Here is a 16,776-nt window from a genome sequence, read left to right on the forward strand (position 1 = left end):
AATCTATTTCACCATCGACCAGTGTAAACTAACTAAATTCATTCGTCATGGCTTTTCTTTAATCTAATTAATCAATTTATATTCCTATGATTAAATTTTAAAAGCGTCCTGCCTAATCAGCTTTTCTTTTAAAAATCAAAATTTTATTCATAAATTTGGGCAAATTTTCTAAATTATAAGCATCTCCTTCTATTTACCAGCCGCTCAAACTCCTTTAGGATGCCGCTATTTAAATTTTATTAATGCCAGGGAGCAATAATGAAAAAAAGCATCAGCGTCTTACTCTTACTTTGTGTTAGCACGGTGTTTGCCGAAATAAAGCCCCCCAGACTTGTTGTCCAGCTTGTTGTCGATCAATTGCGTGGCGATTTAATTAACCAATATCATCGAAAATTTGGTAAAGACGGCTTCAATTATTTGTTGGCGCATGGTCTTGATTACAATAATGCCCATCATCCACATGCAAATACCGTCACCTGTGTAGGCCATGCCACTATTGCCACAGGCAGTTACCCAGCCTTGCATGGCATCGTCAACAATGATTGGTATGATAAACAGACACAGCAAAGTATTTATTGTGTTGAAGATAAGCAAAGTAAGATCTTAGCCACGTCGCGCACGAAAAAAGAGCTAGTCGGGCGCTCTCCCCATAACTTGTTGGCCTCCACCTTAAGTGATGAGCTTGTATTGTCTCAAGCGGGTCGGGCTTTTGCCGTCTCTCTGAAAGATCGCGGCGCCATTACCCTGGCTGGCCACGCGGGGAAGGCATTTTGGTTTGACAAAGAAAACGGTGGTTTTGTGACCAGTCGTCACTATTACGAAGCGTATCCGCAATGGGTCAATCAATGGAATAAAGGTTATGAAGCGAAAAATGAAACCTGGGCTTTGAGCAATGAAGCGGTTAATTACCACTATGCGAATGCCCCTACCTTCAAAAATCGCTTCCCAGGTTTTGGCCGTAACTTCCCCCATCATTTGGGAGCACCTGACTCACCAACCTATTATAAATTTTTATCCATGACTCCTATTGCCGATGAATTAACCGCTGATTTTGCCATCCATCTGTTACGTGAAGAGAAATTAGGTGCCAGCTCTGATAAAACCGATTATTTAGCCATCAGCTTTTCTGCCGTTGATGCAATTGGACATCAATTCGGCCCCAATAGCCTTGAATCGGAAGATAATCTATTACGGCTCGATAAAACATTGGCAAAATTATTAGCCGCCATTGACAAACAAGTTGGCCTTGAAAACACCCTGATTGTATTAACCGCTGATCACGGCGTCAGTGATTCGCCGGTCTACCTTGCTGCCCATCAAATTAAGGAAAATAATTCCCTAAAATTGCCAGCATTACAAACATTGATCGAACAAACATTAGCGAAACGTTTTCAATTACCTCCTGAAAGTTTGCAAGCTATTTCCCTACCTTACATCTACCTTAACCATCAACTGATTAACGAGCATCAATTATCCGTTAATGAAATCAGCACTTACCTCGCCGAGACTCTCCGGCAGCAAGCGGCGATTTTTCAAGCTTATCCAATGCCCCTTGCTAACACCGAGCATGATTGGTTAAGTGCCAAAGTAGATAAAATGGCTTTTCCCAATCGCTCTGGCGATCTGTATCTGGTTGCTCCGCCTTATCAAGCCCTGGCCGACAAAAGTGAACAGCGTGTAGCCCATGGAACCCCTTGGCAATACGATAGTTATGTTCCTTTGTTATTTGTTAATCCAGCCTTCAAAGCGCAGCGAATTAGCAAAATAGTCAGCACCACCGATATAGCACCAACCCTTGCAGCTATCCTGGCGATAAAATACCCCTCTGCGGCTGTCGGACAGCCGTTGCCGGAAGTCATGGAACTATTTGGAGCAAGGACTTGAAATTAACAATAGCTGCCACTACCTTTAATCTAAATTACGTCAGTTCGATATAAAAAGCAGAATCCTTTTTTTTATATCGTTAAACGATCCGAAATACGGGTAGGGATTAGTCATGAATAATATGAAAACCTTCATTTTGTTGGCTGCCTTAACTGCCTTGTTGCTGGTCATTGGTAGTCTATTAGGTGGGCGTACAGGTTTATTAATAGCGCTCGGATTTACCGTTATTATGAATTTCGGTGCCTATTGGTACTCTGATCAATTGGTTTTACGCATGTACAATGCCCAACCATTGGATCCGAGCCATCCGGTCTATAGCATCGTGGCACAATTAGCCGCCAAAGCTCAAATTCCCATGCCGAAGGTTTACGCCATTGATAATCCCACACCAAATGCCTTTGCGACAGGCCGTAACCCTGAACATGCAAGTATTGCTGTAACCAGCGGTTTGTTAAGCCGTATGACCCAGGAAGAGTTAACAGGCGTCCTTGCTCATGAGATGTCGCATGTTATCCATCGCGATACATTAATTAGTGTAGTAGCTGCTACGCTTGCCGGAGCAATCAGCAGTGTTGCTAATTTGTTCATGTGGACCTCGATGTTCAGCCACTCCTCCGATGAGGATCGCCCTAATCCGTTGGTAAGCATACTCATGATGGTGCTTGCCCCTCTGGCAGCTGGATTGATTCAAATGGCTGTCTCGCGCTCGCGCGAGTATGAAGCAGATGCCGGTGGCGCTCAATTATGCGGGCATCCCTTATGGCTGGCCAGTGCTTTAGCAAAACTTGAAAATGCTAACCAACAGGGCCAATTTCAAGCGGCTGAAGAACATCCAACCACTGCTCATATGTTTATTGTTAATCCTTTAAGTGGGGAACAATTAGCAGCACTCTTTAAAACGCATCCTTTAACCAGCGAACGGATAAGGCGTTTACAAGAAATGGCAAGAAGCGCCCCTTAGATTCAAGGGCTATTTTTTCCTTGTTTAATATCGGCAACTTTGCTGCTAAAACCAATTGCCAAACCGTGCAATTGATAATCAGCCTGAATTCGATTTAGGAAAATAGAATTACTTTTCCAGGTCGAATTGGACTAAATTGGACTGAATCGCGTTCAAAAGAGGGTCGCTTTTCCGGGTTAATGACATAATAAAGTATGGGTATTTTTTATGTCCTCACGCTAATTAATAAGATGGGCCATGGATAACTTGCGTTATCACAACATTCTAAGGATAATTCGCCTATTTGCAGCCATTAATTAGGTTAGGTATGGAACAGTTAGGTCAATTTGTTGTAAATCATTGGGGGCTCTGGCTTGCCTTGGTCATTGTTTTATTAATCATTTTTATTAATGAATTACAAACCCAGAAAAAGCGGGCCAAGGAACTTTCACCACAAGCGGCTGTTAATCTGATCAATCATGAAAATGCTGTGGTGATTGATCTCCGCGAAGCGGAGGTTTTCCGGAATGGCCACATCCTTGACGCTATCCGTGCTACGGCTGATGACTTTAACGAACAGCGCATGGACAAGTATAAAACAAAGCCGCTAATTCTTGTTTGTGCACGTGGCTTGCAATCCTCTCAACTCGCCACCAAATTACGTGAAAAAGGATTTACGCAACCAATGGCTTTAGCGGGTGGCATGGCCGCATGGCAAACCGCTGAATTGCCAGTAGTCAAAGGAAAATAAAATCATGGCTGAAGTAATTATGTATAGCACTGTCTACTGCCCTTATTGCATGCGCGCACGGCAGTTATTGGAAAGTAAGGGAGTCTCCTATACCGATATCCGTATCGATGATGAACCTGATAAACGGGATGAAATGATAGCAAAAAGTGGTAGACATACCGTGCCACAAATATTCATAAACGGCCAACCAATAGGTGGCTGCGATGATATGTACGCTCTGGAACACCAAGGGCGATTAGATGAACTTTTACGAGGATAAATAAACAATGTCAGAACACACCAGTGATATGCAACAAAATACAGAAGCTCAATTTATGATTCAACGAATTTATACGAAAGATTTATCGTTTGAAACCCCTAATACACCTGCAGTTTTCCAACAACAGTGGGAACCAGAGTTAACGCTGGATTTGAATACCCAGAACACACAATTAGAGGAAGGGGTTTATGAGGTTGTACTTTCTGTTACTGCAACTGTCAAAAATCAAAAGGCGGTCGCTTTTTTAGTAGAAGTGAAGCAAGCCGGTATTTTCACAATCCAGGGTGCCGCTGGCCAACAACTCGATCATTTATTAGGTAGTTTCTGCCCAAGCATTCTTTTCCCTTATGCGCGTGAAGCCATTACTTCACAAGTTATTCGTGGCAGTTTCCCACAATTGGTATTAGCACCCATTAATTTCGACGCGCTTTATATGCAACAGTTAGAAGAGAATCAAAAAGCAGCGGACAAAACTGAGACAACAAGCCATTAATTATGAAAAAATCAACGATTGCCATACTTGGCGCTGGTTCATGGGGCACTGCTGTTGCCATTCACCTAGCAAATTATGGTAATCAGATCATGCTGTGGGGTCATAACCCCCAGCATGTTCAAGACATGATTGAACAGCGTTGTAATAAACGTTATCTGCCTTCCGATAGGTTTCCAGACTCGCTGCAACCCATCGCTGACCTCTCTCAATGCTTAAAGTTAGCCAACGAAGTGATTATTGCCGTTCCCTCTCATGCCTTTGCTGGATTATTAGAGCAATTACCGAAACCAGCCCATGGCTTGTCTTGGCTCACCAAAGGGATCGACCCGCTTAGTCACAAACTACCGAGCCAATTGGTTGCAGAAAAATGGGGCGAATCATACCCCATAGCGATTATTTCAGGCCCCTCATTTGCAACGGAGGTCGCCAAATTATTACCTACCGCACTGACCCTGGCGAGTAATAATTTGCCTTATCAACATGCCATCCAATCACTCTTGCACCACGATAATTTACGTGTTTACTTAAGCAACGATGTTGTTGGCGTTCAAATCTGCGGTGCAATAAAGAATGTACTGGCTATCGCCTGCGGTATTAGTGATGGCTTGGGTTATGGCGCAAATGCCAAAGCTGCCCTAATCACGCGAGGGCTGGCGGAAATGAGCCGTTTAGGCATTCGTATGGGAGCCCGCGAAGAAACATTTATGGGTTTGGCTGGCGTTGGTGATCTGGTATTGACGTGTACGGATGATCAATCACGTAATCGGCGTTTTGGTTTACAATTAGGCCGAAGCATTAACCTTGTGGAAGCAGAGAAGCAAATAGGCCAAGTCGTTGAAGGAAAGCACAACGCCGCACAAATTTGCATGCTTGCCGAGGAATTAGGGATTGATATGCCGATCTGTACCCAGGTCAATGCACTTTTAAAAGGCGAGATCACACCACAACAAGCAGCAATCAATTTATTGAACCGTTCCCCACGCGAAGAATAAGTCCCGGGCGTCTGGCAACAAAGTGAAACGAGTCAGTTCAAATCTTCCATAAAGCATCGTTCCGGATTGCTTCGCTGAGGCTCGCAACGACGAAATAGAGAGATCGGGTGCTCCCACTGCTTGCGAAACTCGCTGCTTATGGAGAAGTACGAGGAGAAACGGCTGCAGACCTACAGTGTCCCCGTCAATGCATGAGGATTCGAGGACCGTATCGACGAAGCGATTCTCCCTGTGCAGTAGCGAGTCTACTCACCGCATCCCCAAGGCGCTCCACAGCCCAAATCAAACTGTTGTAACCCCAGGTTTTCGTTAGCCTTGCCCTCTGCCGGTGACTGCGCTAATTGAGAAATCGGTTGCTGAAACATGGTTTGGCTAATTTGCTGTTCAAGCTTGTCCAAACGCTGCAATGCGTGTGCATCCAGGCTCCTTAACTCGTCAAGATTTGCATGAATGCAAGGGCTACATTCCCGACTTTGATGAGGTAAAAAGCGAAAGCCAGTGCGCTTAATTAAGGCACCCAATTCTTCATCCCCTGTTTGCCAAAGAGGGTACCATAACGTTCGTCCTTGATATAAATCATCTTGTTGCTCAAACTCTTGCAAGTTGGCATAACGCCTTGAATCGAAGCGCCGCTTCCCAGAGACAATGTAAGCCTCACAGGCCGGATCCAAATCATCTAAATGCGTAAGAATGGCCAATCCTTTGAGAAAACCGGCACACCATTGAAATTTTTGACTTGGGAATTGTTTACGGTCAATAACCATCTCGGCAAAAGTCGCCTGTGCAGATAAGACATGCACGGCAATCCCTTGTTTGCGGGCATAGTCAGCACAAGCAGCCACTCTCATTGCCCAGGAAGCAGCTGCCCACCCTGTTTCCACATAGACAAAGTGAATTCCTGATAAGCCTTTTTCAATTAAGGCTTGCATTGCAGCCAACGAATGATTTCCGAAATTGCCAATGATTATATGTTGCATTCTGAGATAATGATGGATGGTGCCCAGGGCCGGAGTCGAACCGGCACGGAGTTTAACCTCCGAGGGATTTTAAGTCCCTTGCGTCTACCTGTTTCGCCACCTGGGCATATTCTTGTCATGGAGGCTGAGGCCGGAATCGAACCGGCGTACACGGCTTTGCAGGCCGCTGCATAACCACTCTGCCACACAGCCACTCTTCAACGGTAAAAAAAAAGCGACTATGGCGTCGCTTTAATTTGGAGCGGGAAACGAGACTCGAACTCGCGACCCCAACCTTGGCAAGGTTGTGCTCTACCAACTGAGCTATTCCCGCGTCTCTACGGGGTGCAATTCTACCGTAAATTAGAATGCTGTCAACAGAAAAACCTTAATTTTTTAAGCAATATTGTGACTTTTTTTCATCAGTTGCGGCCAGGCAATCATTAAATAAATAACCATCGACCAAATCGTTAAAATGGCTGCCAAATAAAGCATTATGAAACCAAAAACGCCCCACCAGGATTGAGCTGGTGTAAAAGCAATCAAAAGAAAAAGGGCAACCATTTGCATCATCGTTTTGATTTTTCCGACATAGCTTACTGTCACACTGGCGCGGCTCCCTATTTCAGCCATCCACTCTCGGAGTGCAGAAATAACAATTTCACGGCCCACAATCACAATAGCAGGAATGGTGATGTAATCCATGCTCTTGGTACCAACCAGCAAGAGTAGACTACAAGCAACTAATAATTTATCTGCCACAGGATCCAGAAAAGCACCAAAAGGTGACATTTGCTTGAGTTTACGCGCTAAATAACCATCCAACCAATCCGTAAAACTAGCCAAAGCAAAAATGGCTGCAGCCAACCCATGTGCCCAGGGAAAAGGCATATAAAAAGCAATAATAAAGATGGGTATCAAGACAATACGCATTAACGTTAACAGATTGGGTAAACTGGTCAGGTTACTCACTAAAGTCCCCCTTGTTCAGGTAATTGGAGGTAAGCAGCAAGGTGTTGGTAGTCATCAAAAACTTCCATGGCACCTGCCGCACGTAATGCAGCTTCTTGTTGATGGTAAAAGTCGACTCCAATGGCATCAACACCGAGATTTTTTGCCATTTCAATATCAATTACCGAATCTCCCACCATCAGTGTCTCGTGAATTCCCACATCAAATTCAGCCAAAATTTCTTCTAACATTTGTGGACAGGGTTTAGGCGGTGTTTGTCCCGCAGAACGGGTTACTTTAAAAAACTCATCCAAACCGGAAGCATGCAAAATCCTTTGTAAGGATTGATAGCCTTTATTGGTTGCAATCGCCAGATTAATGCCTGCTCGATGTAACTGCCGAGCGACCTCTTTTGCACCGGGGATTAAATAAACATGGGTAGTACGTGATACCAATGATTGATGTACAGCTAATAGTAGTTGTTCTTGCTGTTGCAAACTCAAGTGTGGAAATACCTTGTTTACTGCCTTGACCAAACCCAGTTCAACCGATTGGCGAGCCAGCTCTTCATCAATTTCACCAAAATTCAAACGTCTGGCCTCTGTAGCCACTGTATCCAAAATTTGTCCCAGTGTATCCCCTAAGGTTCCTTCCCAGTCAAACACTACTAAGCGATATGGCTTACCCATGAGTCAACAAGCTCCCCGCACGTAATTTTTTTAGTGTTTCTGCAAACCGTTCGTCTAAATTTGCTTCAAACAAATAATTTTTTCCGTTCAGGTTAAATTGAATTGCTCTGGCATGCAAATAAAGTCGTGATTTAACCGACTCCAAACCGGTTATCAATTCTTCTGTCCCATACTTTTCATCACCCACAATTGGATGTCCTAAGTACGCGCTATGCACCCTGATTTGGTGGGTACGTCCTGTTTTGGGAGAGGCCTCGACCCAGCAAGCCTGCTGATAATTTTCCAGCAACTTAAAGGAAGTTTGTGATGCTTTCCCTTCTTCCTTCACAGCGACAACTCGTTCCCCTGATTTTAAGGTATTCTTTTCCAATGCGGCATCCACTAATTTTGTTTTTTTGCCCTGCCACGAATTACTAAGAAGTGCCCAATAGGTTTTTTGTACCTCACGCGCCTCTAATAACGCTTGAATCGCTCGCAACATACTTCGTTTTTTGGCCAGCAACAAGCATCCTGAAGTTTCTTTATCCAAACGATGCACCAGTTCAAGATAAGACAAATCATCACGCGTTTTTCGTAAAGCCTCAATAACGCCTAAACTCAAACCACTACCACCATGTACCGCAATACCGGCGGGTTTATTAATCACCAACAAACTATTGTCTTCAAACAAAATGCTTTCTCGCAAGCGTTGCTCGAGTTTTTCGCCGACAAAAATATCTTTACCCTGACTTGTACGTACTGGAGGGATACGCACACAGTCACCCTGCATGAGGCGCGAAGACGCCTGTGCCCTTTTTTTATTAATACGCACTTCTCCAGCACGAATAATGCGATAGATATGACTCTTAGGCACACCTTTCAAAATACGCATCAAATAATTATCTAAGCGCTGGCCTTCTTCGTCAGCACTAATTTCTGTGTAACGTACATCACTCATTTATGCATAAACCTATTTGCTGAAATTGTTTTTTTTTGGTACTATTAGAACTGCGTGGAAATTGTTCGCGCAACCGAATTATAACGCATAAACAAAGAAAAAGTTTATCGGCCGACTATAAAAAACCGGCCATACATAGGATGAGTTGCCAATTAGCCAGTATGAATCCTGCAATACAGATTTTTGGTGGTACGACAGTACCAAAATTTGCAAGTAAATAGCATAAGAAAATCAATGTGTTAGGCTCATAGTAACCGAATTGAAAACAAATCCTAGGAGTTTGAAAACGCGCTTCCCTTAAGTGAATGATAGAAGGAAGTAACCCAGTACCAGAGCAAAATTGAAAACGAACTCATCAGATACCCACGCATGTCAGACATGCTTTACATCAGTTACAGCTCATTTTGCGGATTTTAGGCAAAGGATGTTTTCATATGCATGAAATTCCATCTATTCAGCCTCTCCCCCACATCGCTCTGTCACTACAGATGTACATATCCAGTATGCGCCGCAATATTTGCCGGTACCATGCATGTGGTCTGTCCCTATGGTCTTGGGTCATGCTTAAAGAGAATATTTTTTGTCATTTGCAAGCTATGGTTAATAACCTGAACTTGTTTTCATGTTATTTGCAAAAACCAAGATGCACAACGCTCATTCTGAATAAATCAGGAACGAGTTTTGTAGTATCGCATAGCTTCAAAAAGGCAAGGATGAATGGCCTTACTATCCTTACTTGAGGTAGCGCCCTTTTATGGGGTGAATAATGGAAAGAATGTTAATAAATGCAACTCAAACCGAAGAGGTACGTGTTGCACTGGTAAAAAATAATTATCTGTATGATTTGGACATCGAATGTCCTGCAGAGGTGAAGAAGAAAGGTAATATCTACAAGGCAGTAGTGACTCGTCGCGAACCAAGCCTGGATGCCGTATTTGTTGAATATGGAGCAAAACGTCAAGGATTTCTGCCTCTTAAAGAAATTGCACCTGAATACTTAAGTAAACATCCTGATGATTTTGGTGATGAAAAACCGCCCATCACGACTCTTCTTCGCGAAGGCCAGGAATTGCTTATCCAGGTAGACAAAGAAGAACGCGGCAATAAAGGCGCGGCCTTAACAACCTACATTACTTTGGCAGGTTGTTACCTGGTATTAATGCCTAATAATCCCAACTCTGGGGGTATCTCCCGTCGTATTGAAGGCGATGATCGAGATGAGCTAAAAGAAACTTTAAATGCTTTGCAATTGCCGGAAGAAATGGGGCTTATCATCCGCACAGCTGGTGTTGGTAAAAGCCAGGATGAATTGCAAGGCGATCTGGATATGCTCTGCAATCAATGGCAAGCCATTCGCCAGGCCTATAATTCTCAGCTTGCGCCTTGCCTGATTCATCAGGAAGGTGATGTCATTATTCGTTCCATTCGCGATAATCTGCGCAAGTCTATCGGTGAAATCATCATTGATGATCAAATTTCTTACGTAAAGGCAAAACAATACATTGAGCAAGTTAAACCTGATTTTCTGCCTAACCTTAAACTCTACAACAATACGATCCCCTTGTTTAATTTCTATCAAGTTGAAAGCCAGATCGAAACGGCCTTTCAACGGGAAGTTCTTCTTCCTTCTGGTGGCGCGCTGGTCATTGATCGTACTGAAGCGCTGGTTTCTATCGATATTAACTCGGCAAAAGCAACCAGTGGTTCAGATATTGAAACGACTGCATTAAACACCAATCTTGAGGCCGCTGATGAGATCGCTCGTCAATTGCGCTTACGTGATTTGGGAGGTTTGGTAGTCATTGATTTTATTGATATGGGTTCCAGCAAAAACCAACGTGACGTAGAAAATCGTTTGAAAGAAGCGCTTAAAGCGGATAGGGCACGTATTCAAGTTGGTCGTATCTCTCGTTTTGGTTTACTTGAAATGTCACGCCAGCGCCTGCGCCTTTCTTTAGGTGAATCAGCACAGGAAGTATGCCCACGATGTGAAGGACGAGGTACGGTAAGAAATATTCAATCGCATGGTTTATCGATTATTCGTTTAATTGAAGAAGAAGCCTTGAAAGAAAAGACCGCTGAAATACACGTTCAATTGCCGGTGGAAATGGCTACTTTCATCATCAATGAAAAGCGTGAATTTATTCTGGGTATTGAGAAACGCCATAACGTGCATGTACTTATTATCGCCAATCCTTATCTGCAGACACCACAATATAACATTACCCGTCTTAAGGAAGATAATGTAGGCAAGAATAAAAAACCTAGCTATTCACTTATTCAGCAACCAGAATTGGATGTTGTTCGTACTGAACAAGAAGCAATTAAACATGCTGAACCCGCTGTAAAAGGATTTGCTCCTCATCATGCACCCAAGATTCACCATGGCAGCTTCATTAAGCGTCTATGGAGTAGTCTATTTGGCAGCACATCCGAATCATCAAGCAGCACGGGTAGTTCTGGCCGTCATGAGAAAGTGACACGCAGCAGCCCCCACCATCACCAACACAAACAATCATCTGCACAACAGGGTGGTGAAAGACGTCAGCAGAATCAGGGTAATCGTCGGCGCCGCCCCGGAGGCCATCAACAACAACAGCAACAACAACGTAGTGGTAATGTTGCCAATAATCCGCAGCGTAAAAAAGGCTCTGGCCAGCAAAGCGGAGGACGCGTGATCCCCCTTAAAACCGATTCTGCTAAAAAGAAAGGACCGCAGCAACGATCAGAAAAACCGGTGTCCAATAACTCGGTGGATGATTAATCCTGATCTGGGATTCCCGTATTACAAACGTGCTAATACGGGGATCCTGCTTCTTGCCAGGCCGCCGCACAATGCCCTATACCTCCCCTAAATGAATTAACAGGCTTGCCCACCATTTCAAGCACGGGTTTCGTATAAATTTAGTTCGCTCCCAAGCCCAGACATTGTTGCCCCAGCAGTTCATCAACATGGTTTGAAATGACAATGATCACATTCACCCTGCTTCCCGCGACTTTGTTCACGGATCGAAGATTGATTCATCAGATGTCCACTGGTCTTAACTCTCCATAGCGTAGCCCCTTGGCTATGGCTTCAGCAATATTTTTACACTCGAGTTTTTGAAAGATATTATTGCGGTGATGTCCCACTTGACGCTCTGAGATGTTCAGGAACAGGGCGATTTCCTTCATGCTTTTCCCTTGGGAAGATAAATACAAACATTGCTGCTCGCGACTGGTTAAGCGGCCATCGAGGCAAAGTGGTCGTTGCACCCAGGACTGTGACAACAAGGTTTGTACTTCAGCAAGCTGCTTGTTGGTGGGATTGGGATTACCTAAATACGCCAGATAATCGCGGGCAAAGACTTTAAAAAACTGCTTTTGCTTGGTGCTATGGTAATTAACAAAATCTTGTTTGTTAATGCTGTTACTGTCCATGTTGTTCTCCAGCGTAGGTTGGGAAATTCACCCAACAGCACATCGGGTCTAGACCCGACCTACATTAAAATGAACACGAGCAAGAGACGTGGCTGTTCCTACCCGTGCAGTGAGTATTGGAAACATTAGTGTTCGTTTAGCGCTTCACCTGCGCAAATAGCTAACAAAACCTAAAGGTCACGTCGAAAAAAGGGGGACTTTAAGCCGTTTCTTGCGAAGGAAACGTTGAAAAAAGGAATACAAATGAAATAACATGACGTCAGCCATAATTTATCTCCAGATAGATTGTGGTCAGCTGGTAGCGGGGGATGCCAGTCCCTCCTATCAGCGCTTTACTGCTGTAAAACAACTAAAAGCACGTTCATGTTATTTTATTCTGCAGTGCCTTGCAATGAAAATTCTTGGAATTTTTATGTGGGGCACGACGGAAATCCACCCTGCCCAATCTAGAATTTTTCTTTTTATTTTATCAGTTAAAGGACTATGCCTGAATTGCATGAACCAACAACCTGCTCTCCTGCCAAGGAACTGGAATAGCATAATGAGGTTTTTTGTGGCCCATCGAATCAATATCCCCTCTCCCGCGTAAGGAGTTGAAATAGTATGAGGGTGCTTTTCGCGGGAGAGGGACAACAATAACTGGCGAATTTCTTTAGCGTGAATACCCCTCTTAAACTCCCTCGCCCGCGTAAGGAATTGGTATAGCATGAGGATGTCTTTTCGCGGGAGAGGGTTGGGGAGAGGGAAGGTCACAGAGAGCAAATTCTGATAGGCCGATCACAAAAATACATTAGGATCCCACGAGAAAAAACTACGAAAAACTACCAGAATGTATCTGGTCGGTGCGATATTTATGAGGCATCCCAGGTTTCAGTTAAAGCTTGTATGATTACTTCCATAACCGATGTTGTTTGCAGCAACACATCATTATTCCAAAAGCGTAACACTTTAAAGCCATATGCATTTAGCCAGGACGTACGCTCCATTCGTATGTTTCGTTATCAAAATGCTGGCTGCCATCCAGCTCAATAAGCAAACGCTTTTCCAGGCATGCGAAATCGACAATGTATGCTCTTATTGGGACTTGTCGCTTGAACTTATAACCGAGCCGATTTGCTCGAAGATGAAACCAAAGATGTTTCTCAGTATCTGTACTGTGCTTTCGTAAATTTTTTGCACGTTGCCTTAACGTAGATTTGTCCATATCCCCTCTCCCGCGAAAAGACATCCTCATACTATTCCAATTCCTTACGCGGGAGAGGGGGATATTGGCTCGGTGCGTTTAAAGTAAATTCGCTATTTATTATTGTCCCTCTCCCCAACCCTCTCCCGCGAAAAGCACCCTCATGCTATTCCAGTTCCTTACGGCGGGAGAAGGCAGTTAATGAGGTCCGTTATTTGCTAGGTGCTATTCGTCTCGCAAACCTGTCGCGACGGGGGTCACACCAATATTTGGATTTACCCCGCAATCATCCAATAGCTTGAGCAAATTATTCCCTCTTCTGGTTAACCGTTTCACGCAATAGGCCTGTAAATAACTTTGTAGAACATAATAATATTCCGGCAAGGTCAGGATAGTCAGAATTTTCTCTGCGCGCTCGATATGATGACGGTTAGCATAATCACAGGCTTGAAATAGCACAGCAGCAAGCATAGAGGCAAAACTTGCTTTCCTTACTGGATCAGCTAAATAAAAGCGATGTACACATTCATCCAGTGCCCGATCTTTATCCCATTCAACCCAGATATCATAAAGGTTCATGGCAATGTCAGGTTTAAACTGCTCTATGCCCTCTAAACTAATCTGTTGTAAGGCATAAGCTACCGGGACTATCGCCTGCACGTTAGCCCAGGAACAATTTCCTGAAATTTGTGAACTAATCGGCATTTGCGTGATTGGCAATAAACCCAATTGCTGATTAATTATATGATGAAAATAACGTCGACTTTGTTTTTTATATAAAAACTCTTCTATAAAATGGGCATTGAATGCTTCAGGGCGAGTGATGCGATAAATGTTGGCAGAGCCTTCCGTCAAGCTATTTTCACCACGATCAATCTTGGCCCACCATTGCTTATAACGAATAAAACATAAGGCATGACCACGGCTCGCGGCTGGCAATATCAAGATAGGGGCTGTTTTGATAATCTGGGTGAGGCGTGCTTTATGTCGTTCATTTAAATGACGATGATGCTGCAATTGCAACAGTTCAGCCGCTAAGCCAAACGCATCCATAATGGTATATAAATAAGGGAATTGTTCACGCAAATGGCGAGTCGAATAACTACTCGTAAAGCGGCGCAAAGAGTCTTTCACGATTGCAACAGTAAACTCAAGAATAAACCCTTCATAATCTAATTCAATGAATTCTCCCTGCGCATTAACAATATCCACATCACCTTGTAATTCATAACGATGCCCAAGTAACTTGCCATGAATAAAATCCAGCGCGAAATCAAGTTTAGCCCCGTATTGATAGAGCAAATGCTTGAGTGGATCTTGAGCCCTTAAAACAGGATAGACTAAGACTGACAAACCGGCACGCGTGTAAGCATTTGCGTCGGCGCCATGAGTCAGTAACAACCGGGCAAGCTCAATATCATTATTATCGACCGCCCAGTGTAAGGGAGTACGACCCGTAACATCTGGTTTATTCACATTCACACCGCGAGCGAGCAATTGTTCTGCAATATTAATTTGCTGCGTAATTGCACACTCGATCAAAGGGGTAAAACCATACTCGTCCGTATCATCTAACGAGTCCCCTAGACGTAAATAATGCTCAAAGTCAGGCATACGACAACTGATGATATCATTGGCGATAGTCATAAGTAGTCCTAGGGTTTAAATTCAGGGGTTGAAGAAAATTTAGGCATATTACCCAAACGCAATTGCTTTTCCAGTTGCTCTTCCCGTTCACGATTCTGCATCTCGGTATAGGCTTCTGAATTTAATGGCGGATCCGGGCTCAATGGTCCCGTATCGATACCATCAAAGATCTGCCTGTCTAACCAGGGATGTTGATGAATACTATTCTGTAACTCACCCTCGGGAGCATTTTTTTGTTGCTCTTCGTGATGCTCACGGGCATTCACCTTCGCTAATTGGCGATGACCTTGCTGCTCTGCCTCGCGTTGTTCTCTACCCATCAGGAAGGTTTCGTCGACCAAAAAGGAACCGCCCTCAAAGCCAGGAGGCATTCGAGTCGGTAAACCAGTACCACCCTCCTTAGTACCAGAATTCCCAGTATTAGTATCTTCAATATCGGGATCGTGTAAAATTTTTTTCGTCATAACCACAAGTATAAATTATAAATACTCACGTTGCAGAATTTCAGCAATCTGTACTGCATTAGTTGCCGCACCTTTGCGAATATTATCTGCTACAACCCACAGGTTTAAGCCGCAGGGATAAGAAATGTCTTGCCTGATGCGACCAACAAAAACTTCATCATGACCCACAGCATGAGTAATAGGTGTCGGATATTGTAATTTAGCCACCTCGTCAATTACCCGAACTCCTGGAGCTTTAGACAACAATTTACGTGCCTCAGCAGCGGTCAGAGGGGCTTTTAATTCAAGATGAATGGCTTCGGAATGACCATAAAGAACAGGGACTCTCACTGCGGTTGGGTTAACAAGGATAGTCTCATCTTCCATGATTTTCCTGGTTTCCCAGACCATCTTCATTTCTTCACGGGTATAACCATTTTCCTGAAATTCATCAATGTGTGGCAACACATTAAAAGCGATCTGTTGTGGATAAACGGATGCTTTTGCTGGACGACCATTCAATAACTCTCCCACTTGATTGACTAATTCGGTGATCGCTTTTTTACCTGTACCCGAAACGGCCTGATAAGTGGCCACATTAATACGGCTAATTCCCACTGCATCATGTAGCGGCTTCAGAGCAACCACCATTTGAATCGTGGAACAATTAGGATTCGCTATAATACCTCGGTTAGTATATTCAGCGATGCGATGTGCATTGACCTCTGGAACCACTAACGGAATATCATCGTCATAACGAAAACAGGATGTGTTGTCCACCACAACACAACCGGCAGCCGCTGCAATCGGAGCAAATTGTTTTGAGACGGAACCACCGGCAGAAAACAACGCGATGTCAACTTGACTGAAATCAAAGGTAGATAAATCTTCAACATCCAACTGCCTATTATTAAACGTTACCGTCTTACCTACTGAACGTGCACTAGCCAGTGGATAAAGATTATCAACAGGAAAATCACGCTCTTGCAATACGGTGAGCAATGCTTCCCCCACTGCGCCTGTTGCACCCACAATAGCAACATTTAATCGTCTATTCATTACTACCTCAATTTTTATAGGCTCTGTCGTCAACTTCAACCACTGCTTCAACTTGACGCCAATACCTGGTTATTGGACTGTTTACATTTCGCTAGTTTGAGTGCTTATGGCTTGATTTTCGAGCAGCGAAGCACAGAAAATCAAGCCATAAGCGCCAAAATAGTAGAAATGT

At 43.8% G+C, this 16,776-nt stretch carries 15 protein-coding genes, 3 tRNA genes and 1 pseudogene; 7 read left to right on the plus strand and 12 right to left on the minus strand.

The window, feature by feature from the left end; all coding sequences use genetic code 11:
• Positions 1–258 precede the first annotated feature (258 nt).
• The 6 genes from DYC89_RS11110 (at position 259) to DYC89_RS11135 (ending at position 5,319) form a co-directional block, all read left to right on the plus strand.
• Positions 259–1,884, plus strand: a complete 1,626-nt coding sequence (locus tag DYC89_RS11110) for an alkaline phosphatase family protein (protein ID WP_115221848.1) — start codon at positions 259–261, stop codon at positions 1,882–1,884.
• A 112-nt stretch (positions 1,885–1,996) separates the two neighbouring features.
• The gene (htpX, locus tag DYC89_RS11115) at positions 1,997–2,845 is read left to right on the plus strand and encodes a zinc metalloprotease HtpX (protein ID WP_115221849.1); all 849 of its coding nucleotides are present in this window, start codon (positions 1,997–1,999) and stop codon (positions 2,843–2,845) included.
• A gap of 307 nt (positions 2,846–3,152) precedes the next feature.
• Complete coding sequence (locus DYC89_RS11120; protein WP_115222741.1) at positions 3,153–3,575, plus strand: rhodanese-like domain-containing protein; 423 nt, start codon at positions 3,153–3,155, stop codon at positions 3,573–3,575.
• A 4-nt stretch (positions 3,576–3,579) separates the two neighbouring features.
• On the plus strand, positions 3,580–3,834 hold the full coding sequence (gene grxC / locus DYC89_RS11125) for a glutaredoxin 3 (protein WP_115221850.1): 255 nt from the start codon (positions 3,580–3,582) through the stop codon (positions 3,832–3,834).
• Between the two features lie 7 nt (positions 3,835–3,841).
• Positions 3,842–4,327: a protein-export chaperone SecB gene (gene secB, locus DYC89_RS11130; RefSeq protein ID WP_115221851.1), complete on the plus strand. Its 486-nt coding sequence runs from the start codon at positions 3,842–3,844 to the stop codon at positions 4,325–4,327.
• A gap of 2 nt (positions 4,328–4,329) precedes the next feature.
• Complete coding sequence (locus DYC89_RS11135; RefSeq protein ID WP_115221852.1) at positions 4,330–5,319, plus strand: NAD(P)H-dependent glycerol-3-phosphate dehydrogenase; 990 nt, start codon at positions 4,330–4,332, stop codon at positions 5,317–5,319.
• Positions 5,320–5,564: 245 nt separating this feature from the next.
• On the opposite strand, the gene DYC89_RS11140 is transcribed toward DYC89_RS11135, so the two are convergent.
• From DYC89_RS11140 to DYC89_RS11170, 7 genes are all read right to left on the minus strand, one after another.
• A complete protein-coding gene (locus DYC89_RS11140) occupies positions 5,565–6,296 on the minus strand; it encodes a phosphoadenosine phosphosulfate reductase family protein (RefSeq protein ID WP_115221853.1) in 732 nt (243 codons plus the stop codon).
• Between the two features lie 17 nt (positions 6,297–6,313).
• Positions 6,314–6,402: transfer RNA gene (locus DYC89_RS11145), tRNA-Leu, on the minus strand.
• A 12-nt stretch (positions 6,403–6,414) separates the two neighbouring features.
• A tRNA-Cys gene (locus tag DYC89_RS11150) sits at positions 6,415–6,488 on the minus strand.
• A gap of 45 nt (positions 6,489–6,533) precedes the next feature.
• Positions 6,534–6,609, minus strand: a tRNA-Gly gene (locus DYC89_RS11155).
• Positions 6,610–6,671: 62 nt separating this feature from the next.
• A complete protein-coding gene (gene pgsA / locus DYC89_RS11160) occupies positions 6,672–7,247 on the minus strand; it encodes a CDP-diacylglycerol--glycerol-3-phosphate 3-phosphatidyltransferase (RefSeq protein WP_115221854.1) in 576 nt (191 codons plus the stop codon).
• On the minus strand, positions 7,247–7,915 hold the full coding sequence (locus DYC89_RS11165) for an HAD family hydrolase (protein ID WP_115221855.1): 669 nt from the start codon (positions 7,913–7,915) through the stop codon (positions 7,247–7,249). Before DYC89_RS11165 ends, pgsA begins: the two co-directional genes overlap by 1 nt.
• Complete coding sequence (locus DYC89_RS11170) at positions 7,908–8,852, minus strand: RluA family pseudouridine synthase (protein WP_115221856.1); 945 nt, start codon at positions 8,850–8,852, stop codon at positions 7,908–7,910. The genes DYC89_RS11165 and DYC89_RS11170 overlap by 8 nt, the downstream gene beginning before the upstream one ends.
• A 766-nt stretch (positions 8,853–9,618) precedes the next feature.
• On the opposite strand from DYC89_RS11170, the gene DYC89_RS11175 reads away from it, so the two are divergent.
• Positions 9,619–11,616 (plus strand): Rne/Rng family ribonuclease, encoded by a 1,998-nt coding sequence (locus DYC89_RS11175; protein ID WP_115221857.1) that lies wholly within the window; start codon positions 9,619–9,621, stop codon positions 11,614–11,616.
• A 260-nt stretch (positions 11,617–11,876) separates the two neighbouring features.
• Here the strand turns inward: DYC89_RS11175 and DYC89_RS11185 are convergent, their stop codons facing one another.
• The 5 genes and pseudogenes from DYC89_RS11185 to DYC89_RS11210 all read right to left on the minus strand — a co-directional run bounded on the left by DYC89_RS11185 (position 11,877) and on the right by DYC89_RS11210 (position 16,604).
• Positions 11,877–12,272, minus strand: coding sequence for a helix-turn-helix transcriptional regulator (locus DYC89_RS11185; RefSeq protein ID WP_115221858.1), 396 nt, complete (start codon positions 12,270–12,272; stop codon positions 11,877–11,879).
• Positions 12,273–13,123: 851 nt separating this feature from the next.
• A pseudogene (locus DYC89_RS11195) lies at positions 13,124–13,476 on the minus strand (endonuclease domain-containing protein).
• Positions 13,477–13,680: 204 nt separating this feature from the next.
• A complete protein-coding gene (gene ankH / locus DYC89_RS11200; protein WP_115221860.1) occupies positions 13,681–15,102 on the minus strand; it encodes a Dot/Icm T4SS effector AnkH/LegA3 in 1,422 nt (473 codons plus the stop codon).
• Between the two features lie 8 nt (positions 15,103–15,110).
• Complete coding sequence (locus DYC89_RS11205) at positions 15,111–15,566, minus strand: hypothetical protein (protein ID WP_115221861.1); 456 nt, start codon at positions 15,564–15,566, stop codon at positions 15,111–15,113.
• A 15-nt stretch (positions 15,567–15,581) separates the two neighbouring features.
• Entirely contained in the window at positions 15,582–16,604 is a 1,023-nt protein-coding gene (locus tag DYC89_RS11210; RefSeq protein WP_115221862.1) for an aspartate-semialdehyde dehydrogenase, read from the minus strand.
• Between the last annotated feature and the right edge of the window lie 172 nt (positions 16,605–16,776).

Source organism: Legionella donaldsonii (genome assembly GCF_900452385.1).
Taxonomy (GTDB): Bacteria; Pseudomonadota; Gammaproteobacteria; order Legionellales; family Legionellaceae; genus Tatlockia; species Tatlockia donaldsonii.

Bases quoted from the DNA above. Each gene is read 5' to 3' on its own strand.
- DYC89_RS11110 (WP_115221848.1), top strand. From the start codon at position 259: ATGAAAAAAAGCATCAGCGTCTTACTCTTACTTTGTGTTAGCACGGTG.
- htpX (WP_115221849.1), top strand. From the start codon at position 1,997: ATGAATAATATGAAAACCTTCATTTTGTTGGCTGCCTTAACTGCCTTG.
- DYC89_RS11120 (WP_115222741.1), top strand. From the start codon at position 3,153: ATGGAACAGTTAGGTCAATTTGTTGTAAATCATTGGGGGCTCTGGCTT.
- grxC (WP_115221850.1), top strand. From the start codon at position 3,580: ATGGCTGAAGTAATTATGTATAGCACTGTCTACTGCCCTTATTGCATG.
- secB (WP_115221851.1), top strand. From the start codon at position 3,842: ATGTCAGAACACACCAGTGATATGCAACAAAATACAGAAGCTCAATTT.
- DYC89_RS11135 (WP_115221852.1), top strand. From the start codon at position 4,330: ATGAAAAAATCAACGATTGCCATACTTGGCGCTGGTTCATGGGGCACT.
- DYC89_RS11140 (WP_115221853.1), bottom strand. From the start codon at position 6,296: ATGCAACATATAATCATTGGCAATTTCGGAAATCATTCGTTGGCTGCA.
- DYC89_RS11165 (WP_115221855.1), bottom strand. From the start codon at position 7,915: ATGGGTAAGCCATATCGCTTAGTAGTGTTTGACTGGGAAGGAACCTTA.
- DYC89_RS11170 (WP_115221856.1), bottom strand. From the start codon at position 8,852: ATGAGTGATGTACGTTACACAGAAATTAGTGCTGACGAAGAAGGCCAG.
- DYC89_RS11175 (WP_115221857.1), top strand. From the start codon at position 9,619: ATGGAAAGAATGTTAATAAATGCAACTCAAACCGAAGAGGTACGTGTT.
- DYC89_RS11185 (WP_115221858.1), bottom strand. From the start codon at position 12,272: ATGGACAGTAACAGCATTAACAAACAAGATTTTGTTAATTACCATAGC.
- ankH (WP_115221860.1), bottom strand. From the start codon at position 15,102: ATGACTATCGCCAATGATATCATCAGTTGTCGTATGCCTGACTTTGAG.
- DYC89_RS11205 (WP_115221861.1), bottom strand. From the start codon at position 15,566: ATGACGAAAAAAATTTTACACGATCCCGATATTGAAGATACTAATACT.
- DYC89_RS11210 (WP_115221862.1), bottom strand. From the start codon at position 16,604: ATGAATAGACGATTAAATGTTGCTATTGTGGGTGCAACAGGCGCAGTG.